The sequence below is a fragment of the Pseudoalteromonas sp. S3178 genome (assembly GCF_005886985.1).
Taxonomy (GTDB): Bacteria; Pseudomonadota; Gammaproteobacteria; order Enterobacterales; family Alteromonadaceae; genus Pseudoalteromonas; species Pseudoalteromonas carrageenovora.
The window spans coordinates 1-379 of sequence record NZ_PNCW01000481.1; the positions used below are offsets into that span (position 1 = coordinate 1).

Genomic DNA, 379 nt, shown 5'->3' on the forward strand with positions numbered 1-379 from the left:
AACTAAATAAAAAAGGTAGGCCACTCACATGCGAGCCGAGCAATCTTCTTTGCTGTATTTACATATCGCCGTTTTATTATTCGGTGGTACCGCACTTTTTGCAAAACTCATCGATTTATCAGCATTAGACATTACCGTATACCGAACTGCAGTGGCCTTCGTTGCACTTGTGCTCTTGTTAACATTACAACGAAAGAAAATTACCTTACAGACTTCAAAAGATTATTTAATCGCTATTTTATTAGGTGTTGTTGTTGGCTTGCATTGGGTGACCTATTTTGCGGGAATGCAAATGGCAGGCATAGCCATTGGCATTATCGCTTTTTTCACTTACCCAGTTTTAACGGTCTTTTTAGAACCCTTTTTCACCCAAAAGCAA

Annotated in this window: 1 protein-coding gene; it reads left to right on the forward strand. The window is 39.1% G+C overall.

What is annotated here, in order from left to right; genetic code table 11:
• Window positions 1-28: 28 nt before the first annotated feature.
• The coding region (locus CWC11_RS21845; RefSeq protein WP_171038520.1) for an EamA family transporter at window positions 29-379 on the forward strand (351 nt) is incomplete at its 3' end.